Consider the following 6,940-nt stretch of genomic DNA (forward strand, 5'->3'; position numbering starts at 1 on the left):
TCGGCCCCTACGTGATGGTGGCGGTGTCCGACACCGGCACGGGCATGGCGCCCGATGTCCGGGCGCGTGCCTTCGACCCGTTCTTCACCACCAAGGAGGTCGGCAAGGGCAGTGGTCTCGGGCTCAGCATGGTCTGGGGCTTCGTCAAGCAGTCCAGGGGCCATGTGAAGATCTACTCGGAGCTTGGGCTCGGCACGACGATCAAGCTCTACCTCCCGCGCGCCGGAGCCGAGCAGGAGCGAGAGGCGCGCTCCGCGCAGGCCAACCCGGTGCCGCACGGCTCGGAGCGGATCCTGCTGGTCGAGGATGACGCGCTGGTCCGCGCGCATGTCGCGATGCAGCTCGAACAGCTCGGCTACCGGGTCGTCAGCGTCGCCAATGGACCCGAGGCCCTGGAGACGCTCGGTCGCGGCGACAGGTTCGACCTGCTGTTCACCGACGTCGTGATGCCGGGCGGCATGAACGGACGGCAACTCGCCGAGGAGGCGCGCCGGCGCCGGCCGAACCTGCCGGTCCTGTTCACTTCCGGCTACACCGAGCAGGCGATGCTGCACCAGGGCTCGCTCGGTCCGGGTGTCCGCCTGCTGGCGAAACCCTATCGGCGCCAGGAGCTGGCGTTGAAGGTCCGCGAGGCGCTTGCCCAGGCGCCGCCGCCGTCCGCCAGCTGACGCGGCCGGTCATGCAGCCTGGTGTGGGGAGGAGCGTCCTCCCCGCAGTTCTGTTATTGGCGTCGCGTGAACACGTTCCTTGCCGTTGCCGCGATCACGCTCGCGCGCGTGGTCTGGCTCGCCACCGACGAGCCGAACCTCTACGCCGACGAGGCGCAGTACTGGGTCTGGGCCCAGGACCTGCGCCCCGGCTACTTCACCAAGCCGCCGCTGATCGCCTGGCTGATCGCCGGCACGACGGCACTGTGCGGGGACGGCGAGGGCTGCGTGCGGCTTGCCTCGCCGCTGCTGCATGCCGCCACGGCGCTGCTGCTCGGGGCCGCCGCCGCAAGGCTGTTCGACGCCCGCACCGGGTTCTGGACCGCCGTCACCTACGCGACCCTGCCGGCCGTGTCGGTGTCGTCGACCATCGCCTCGACCGATGCGCCGCTGCTGACGGCGTGGGCGGCTGCGCTCTACGCGCTGGTGCGCCTGCGCGAAGGGACGGCGCCGCGATGGTGGGCGCTGCTCGGCCTCGCGGTCGGGCTTGGCCTCCTGGCGAAGTACGCGATGGCGGGGTTCGTGCTGTCGCTCGCGCTGTGGTTCGCGTTCGACCGCACCGCGCGGAAGCTGCTGCGCGGACCAGGACCATGGATCGCGGGAGCCCTCGCGCTCGCGGCTCTTGCGCCCAATCTGGTGTGGAACGTTGCGAACCAGTTCGCGACCGTGCGTCACGTCGGCGAGAACACCAACCTTGCACGCGGCGTGGCGTTCAATCCGCTCACCGCCGCCGAGTTCGTGGGCGCGCAGTTCGGCGTGTTCGGGCCGATCCTGTTCGCCGCTCTGCTCTGGGTGCTGGCCCGCCGCGACACCTGGCACGAGCCTCGTACGCGGATGCTGGCGCTGTTCGTGGTGCCGCTCGGCGCAATCATGGTGATGCAGTCCTTTGCCTCGCGCGCGAACGCGAACTGGGCCGCGCCGGTCTATGCCGCCGGCACGATCCTGGTGGTGGCCTGGGCGCGCGCGCAGGCGCGGCCGCTGCTGATCCGCGCCTCGGTGGCGCTGCACGTCGCCGCCGCGGCGCTGCTGTTCGTTGGGCCCCCTGCCCTCGGCGCCGCCGGCATCGAGTTGCCGCGCCGGGCCGATCCCTGGATGCGCCAGCGCGGCTGGGAGGCGCTGGGCCAGGCGGTCGCGCGCGCCGCCGCCGAGCATCGTGACGCGCGTTTCCTGTTCGAGCAGCGCCGCGACATGGCGACGCTGATCTACTACATCCGCCCGCATCCGCTGGATGCGCTGATGTGGAACCCCGACGGTGGGGCACGCAACGAGTTCGAGCTGACGGCGCCGCTGCAGCCGGGCACGGCGGGACCGTTCCTGTTCGTCACGCGCCGGTCGGAGGCGCCCGACGTGGCGGCCCGTTTCGCGCGCGCCGAGCGGGTTGCGCGCATCGCCGTGCCGACCCATCCGGATGCGGCGCTCAGCTACGCGCTCTGGCGGCTCGACGGGTTCCGGGGCTATCGGGACTGAGGGGCGGAGGACGCACCGATGCACGAGGACCAGCGCGGACTGCCCATCACCACGTCGAGCGCCGACGCGGCCGAGGCCTATCGCGAGGGCCTCGATCTGATGCTCGCCGCATGGCCCGGCGCGCTCGACGCGTTCGACCGCGCGCTCGCCGCCGACCCCCGTTTCGCCGCCGCGCATGTCGGGCGCGCCCGCCAGCTCCAGATCATGGGACGCGTCGCGGAGGCGAAGCAGGCCGTGGAAGCGGCGCACGATGCGCTCGACGGCGCGACCGAGCGCGAGGCCTCGCAGGCGGCAATCCTCGCCCGCGCCCTCGGCGGCGACGGCGCGCTCGCGGCCGCCCTCGCCCACATCGCCGCGCATCCGCGCGACGCGCTGGTGCTGTCGCTGCCGCTTGGCGCGTTCGGGCTCTACGCCTTCTCCGGCCGTCCCGACCACGACCGTGCGCGGGCGGATCTCTGCGACGCGGTCGCGCCGCACTACACCGATGACTGGTGGTTCGAGGGCTATCTCGGCTGGTCCTATGCCGAGGCCGGCGCGCTGGAGGCCGGGCAGCATCACCTGCTGCACGCGCTCGCGCTGCGGCCGCTGAACGCGAATGCCGCGCACGCGCTCGCGCACACGCGGCACGATCGCGGCGAAGTCGACGCAGGCCGGCAGGAAACCGAGACATTCCTGCCGCAGTACGACCGTTCCGGCACGCTGAACGCGCATCTCGCCTGGCACCTCGCGCTGTTCGCGCTGGAACGTGACGACGTCGCGACGGCGCTTGCCCTCTACGAGACGCGCATCCGTCCGGCCGTGTCGCGGGCGCCGCCGCTGAACACGCTGACGGACAGCGCATCGCTGCTCTGGCGGGTGATGCTGCGCGCGCCCTCGCGGCCGCTGCCGTGGGAGGACGTCGCCGCCTACGGCGTGGAGCGGTTCCCGAACGCGGGACTGCCCTTCGCCGACCTGCACGCCGCGCTGCTCGAAGCCGTCACCGGGCGGCGCGAGGCGCTGGAACGCCGCATCGCCGCACTGGACGCGCTGCTCGCGGCCGGACGGCTCCCGGCTGGTCCGGTGGTCCCGGCACTCTGCCGCGGCTTCGCGGCGTTCGCGGCGGGCGCGCATGACGAGGCCGCCGACCTGCTGGTCCCGGCCCTGCCCGATGCTGTGCGCATCGGCGGCAGCGGCGCGCAGCGCGACATGATCGAGGACACGGCGATCGCGGCCTGCCTGCGCGCCGGCCGGGGCGAAACCGCGCGGACGATCCTGCGCCGGCGCTTCGCGCGGCGCGCGCCCTCCCCCTCTTGACGTTCCGCCTTGCCGTTCTATTTCGCCGGTCGAGCCGAGTGCCTTGAGTGGGCTCGGCATCCGGGCGTCGGGATCGATGCCGCGTAATCTCCGCATCCGTCTTGCTCGGTCCAGGATGTGGCCGGCGGAGCGACGAAACGATGGGCGCCGCACTGCGGATGGCGGCGGATGGCCCGGCGGTGCCGCAACCGCCCTGCTCCGGACGCGATCGACCACATCTCCTGACCGGGGCCGGACGCGGATGCGCCATCCCGGCGCCTGGACGTCCCGGATCGACGGAAGGCGGCCCCGGCTTCGCCCAAGCGGGGAGCCGAATCCGCCGCCGAAAGGAGGTGCGAACGATGAGGAAGTTCGAGGACTGGAAGAAGGCCCTGCTCGGCGGCCAGGTCGCGTTCGGGCTGGTGCTGGCGCTGGCGCCGTGGCTGGTCGGCTTCGCGGCCGAGACGCCGGCGGCCTGGACCGCCTGGATCACCGGCGCGGTGATGGTGCTGGTCGCGTTCGCCGGGTTCGCGGGCTACGCCTTCGCCGCGTCCTGGGTGAACCTGGCGGCCGGCGTCTGGGCGATCGTCGCGCCCTGGCTGGTCGGCTTCGCCGCGATCGCCGGCGCGATGTGGAGCCATGTCGTGCTGGGCATCCTCGTGGCGATCGCCGCGGCGATCGAGTTGTGGCAGGAGTGCCAGCCCGGCAAGACCGCCCACGCCTGAGGTGACCCTGCCCGGGATCGGCGGTTCCGGACGGTCGACGCCCGCGCCCTCGGCGCGGGCGTTCGTCGTTTCAGCCGGCCCAGCGCGCCGCGGCCAGATCGTCGGTCTCGCGCGCCGCCACCCAGGCGCCGCCGCCGTCGGCGAATTCCTCGTGCTTCCAGAACGGCGCGCGGGTCTTCAGCCAGTCGATCAGGAACGCGGTCGCCTCCAGCGCGGCCTGGCGGTGGGCGGAGGCGGCGGCGACCAGCACGATCCCCTCGCCCGGCGTCAGCCGGCCGATGCGGTGGATCACCGTGCAGCCGGCCAGCGGCCAGCGCGCTTGCGCCTCGGCCACGATCGCAGCGAGCGCGCGCTCGGTCATCCCCGGATAGTGTTCGAGCGTCATCGCCGCGAGGCGCCGCCCGCCAGCTGTGTCCCGCACGGTGCCGACGAACAGGCCGATGCCGCCGATATCCGTCCGCCCCGCGGTGAGCGCGGCGAGCTCGGCCGCCACGTCGAACGGCGCCGCCTGCACGAGAACGCGCGCCACCTCAGCCGCCGGTGACAGGGGGAAAGAACGCGACCTCGTCGCCCGCGCGCACGGGCGCGTCCGGTGTCGCGAAATCCTGGTTCACCGCGCAGCGCACGACAGCGCGATTGGCGAAGGCCGCCGCGTGGCCAGGCGAGCGCGCGGCGAGCCAGTCGATCAGCGCCCCGACATCGCGCACCGTGTCGGGCGGAGCCACCTCCTCCTCGGCGAGGCCGACCTTCTGCCGGAGCCAGGCGAAGTAGAGCACCTTCATCGCGGCCGCCTCAGCGCGGCGCGGGCACGGTCCTGATCTGCCCGTCCGCGCCCATCAGCGTCATGGTGCCGCCGTCGCGCACGGTGGTGCCGCTGCCGGCTGGACCGCCGAAGGTGCCGGTGCGTCCAGTGCCGCCGGTGGTGACCGTGCCGGGCGGCGCGCCGGGGATGCCCTGGCCGCGGCGCTCGGGCTCTGGTGCGGCGAGCTCGCGCGGCGGCACGCGGTCGATGATCTCCGCGGGGTCACGGCGCTGCGCCTGCGGCGCCGGAGCCGGCGCCGGCGAGCCGCGCGGACGCTGCACCTGCCGCTCGCGGCGCGCGCGCGCGCGCCGCTCCTCCTCGGTCTCGAAGATCGAGGCACGCTCGACCGTGTCGCGCGGCCATTCGACCGAGGTATCGACCTCGAGCGGCTGGATCGCACCCTCGGCCCCGGCCATGCGCGCCTGGGTGTAGCTGTCCGCCGGCACCGACGGCGCGCGCGCGGTGCCGAAGCCGCCGAAGCCCACGCCGGAGCCGGAAAACATGCCGCAGCCCGAGACCAGGAGGGAACAGGCCGCCACGGCCGCCCAGCCCCGGATCGCACGTCGCATTCGTCCCTCCTTGAGGTCGCCGACCGAGATGTGTGCCATCGGCGCGCCCGGCGCAAGCATGTCACTCGGCCGCGGCCGCGCCGCGCACGTGGCGCAGGCTCGCGACCAGGTAGTCCCACCCGGTGATCAGGGTCAGCGCGGCAGCCAACGTCAGCAGCGCCTCGCCGAGCAGACCCACCGGCAGGAAGCCGAGGCCCAGCAGCCGCGCCGAGGCGTCGCCCGCCACCACCATGCCGAGTGCGGTCATCTGGACCCCGGTCTTCCACTTCGCGAGCCGGCTGACCGGCAAGCTGTGTGCCAGCCCGGCGAGGAACTCGCGCAGACCGGAGACCAGGATCTCGCGCAGCATGATCACGATCGCCGCGATCAAGCCGATATCGGAGAGGCGCCCCAGCCCCGCGAGCAGCATGAGCACCGCACCGACCAGCAGCTTGTCGGCGATCGGGTCGAGCATCCGGCCGAACTCGGACGTGGCCCGACGCCTGCGCGCGAGGTGCCCGTCCAGCCAGTCGGTCAGCGCCGCGGCGGTGAACACCACGCAGGCCGCGAGATCGGCCGCGGGCAGCCTGAGCAGGCACAGGCCGACGATCAACGGGATCGCGGCGATGCGCGACAGGGTCAGCAGATTGGGCAGGTCGCTCGGCACAGGGTTCCCGGGAAAGGTCAGCCGCTGCGGTGCAGTGTATCGGGGCCGGCGCCGGGATGGAAATGCTCGTAGATCCGTCGTGCCAGCGCCCGGTCGATGCCGGGGCAGGCCTCCAGCGCGGCAAGCCCGGCGGCGGCCACTCCGCGCGCCGAGCCGAAGTGGTTCAACAACGCGCGCCGGCGCGACGGCCCCACCCCCTCGATCGCGTCGAGCCCGGATCGGCCCATGGTCTTCTGCCGGCCGGCCCGGTGCGTGGTGATGGCGAAGCGGTGCGCCTCGTCGCGCAGGCGCTGGAGGTAGTAGAGCACCGGGTCGCGTGGCGGCAGCTCGATCGGCTCGCGGCCCTCGGAGAAGAACCGCTCGCGCCCGGCATTGCGATCCGGCCCCTTGGCGATCGCGACCAGGGGCACGTCCTCGATCCCGAGCCCGGCGAGGGTCGCGCGCGCGGCCGAGAGCTGGCCCGCGCCGCCGTCGATCAGCACGAGATCGGGCCAGGTGCCCGGGTCGCGGTCGGGGTGCTCCTTCAGCGCGCGGCCGAAGCGGCGCTCCAGCACCTCGCGCATCATGGCGAAGTCATCGCCCGGCTGGGCCGGCCCCTTGATCGCGAACTTGCGATAGGCGGACTTCGTGAATCCCTGCGGCCCGGCGACGATCATCACGCCGTAGGGCTCGCGGCCCATGGTGTGGCTGTTGTCGTAGACCTCGATGCGCTCGGGGGGAGCGGGCAGGCCGAACACGCGCGCCACTCCCTC

General features: G+C 73.3%; 9 protein-coding genes. 4 read left to right on the forward strand and 5 right to left on the reverse strand.

Features of this window, described 5'->3' with window-relative positions; translation table 11 throughout:
• The 4 genes from ACTIFU_RS17405 to ACTIFU_RS17420 form a co-directional block, all read left to right on the forward strand.
• Positions 1-668 (forward strand): response regulator (locus tag ACTIFU_RS17405; RefSeq protein WP_439579585.1); only part of this gene is annotated, 668 nt, incomplete at its 5' end.
• Between the two features lie 66 nt (positions 669-734).
• The gene (locus ACTIFU_RS17410; RefSeq protein WP_439579586.1) at positions 735-2,174 is read left to right on the forward strand and encodes an ArnT family glycosyltransferase; all 1,440 of its coding nucleotides are present in this window, start codon (positions 735-737) and stop codon (positions 2,172-2,174) included.
• Between the two features lie 18 nt (positions 2,175-2,192).
• Positions 2,193-3,467: a hypothetical protein gene (locus ACTIFU_RS17415; protein WP_439579587.1), complete on the forward strand. Its 1,275-nt coding sequence runs from the start codon at positions 2,193-2,195 to the stop codon at positions 3,465-3,467.
• A 341-nt stretch (positions 3,468-3,808) separates the two neighbouring features.
• On the forward strand, positions 3,809-4,171 hold the full coding sequence (locus ACTIFU_RS17420; RefSeq protein ID WP_439579588.1) for an SPW repeat protein: 363 nt from the start codon (positions 3,809-3,811) through the stop codon (positions 4,169-4,171).
• A gap of 70 nt (positions 4,172-4,241) precedes the next feature.
• On the opposite strand, the gene ACTIFU_RS17425 is transcribed toward ACTIFU_RS17420, so the two are convergent.
• From ACTIFU_RS17425 to ACTIFU_RS17445, 5 genes are all read right to left on the reverse strand, one after another.
• A complete protein-coding gene (locus tag ACTIFU_RS17425; protein WP_439579589.1) occupies positions 4,242-4,700 on the reverse strand; it encodes a molybdenum cofactor biosynthesis protein MoaE in 459 nt (152 codons plus the stop codon).
• A 1-nt stretch (position 4,701) separates the two neighbouring features.
• Positions 4,702-4,953, reverse strand: a complete 252-nt coding sequence (gene moaD, locus ACTIFU_RS17430) for a molybdopterin converting factor subunit 1 (protein ID WP_439579590.1) — start codon at positions 4,951-4,953, stop codon at positions 4,702-4,704.
• Positions 4,954-4,963: 10 nt separating this feature from the next.
• Positions 4,964-5,542 carry a hypothetical protein gene (locus tag ACTIFU_RS17435; protein WP_439579591.1) on the reverse strand — a complete coding sequence of 193 codons (579 nt, stop codon included), beginning with the start codon at positions 5,540-5,542 and terminating at the stop codon, positions 4,964-4,966.
• Between the two features lie 61 nt (positions 5,543-5,603).
• Positions 5,604-6,188, reverse strand: coding sequence for a CDP-diacylglycerol--glycerol-3-phosphate 3-phosphatidyltransferase (gene pgsA, locus ACTIFU_RS17440; protein WP_439579592.1), 585 nt, complete (start codon positions 6,186-6,188; stop codon positions 5,604-5,606).
• A 17-nt stretch (positions 6,189-6,205) separates the two neighbouring features.
• Positions 6,206-6,940 (reverse strand): helix-hairpin-helix domain-containing protein (locus tag ACTIFU_RS17445; RefSeq protein WP_439579593.1); only part of this gene is annotated, 735 nt, incomplete at its 5' end.

The sequence above is a fragment of the Elioraea sp. genome (assembly GCF_051860475.1).
GTDB lineage: Bacteria > Pseudomonadota > Alphaproteobacteria > Acetobacterales > Acetobacteraceae > Elioraea.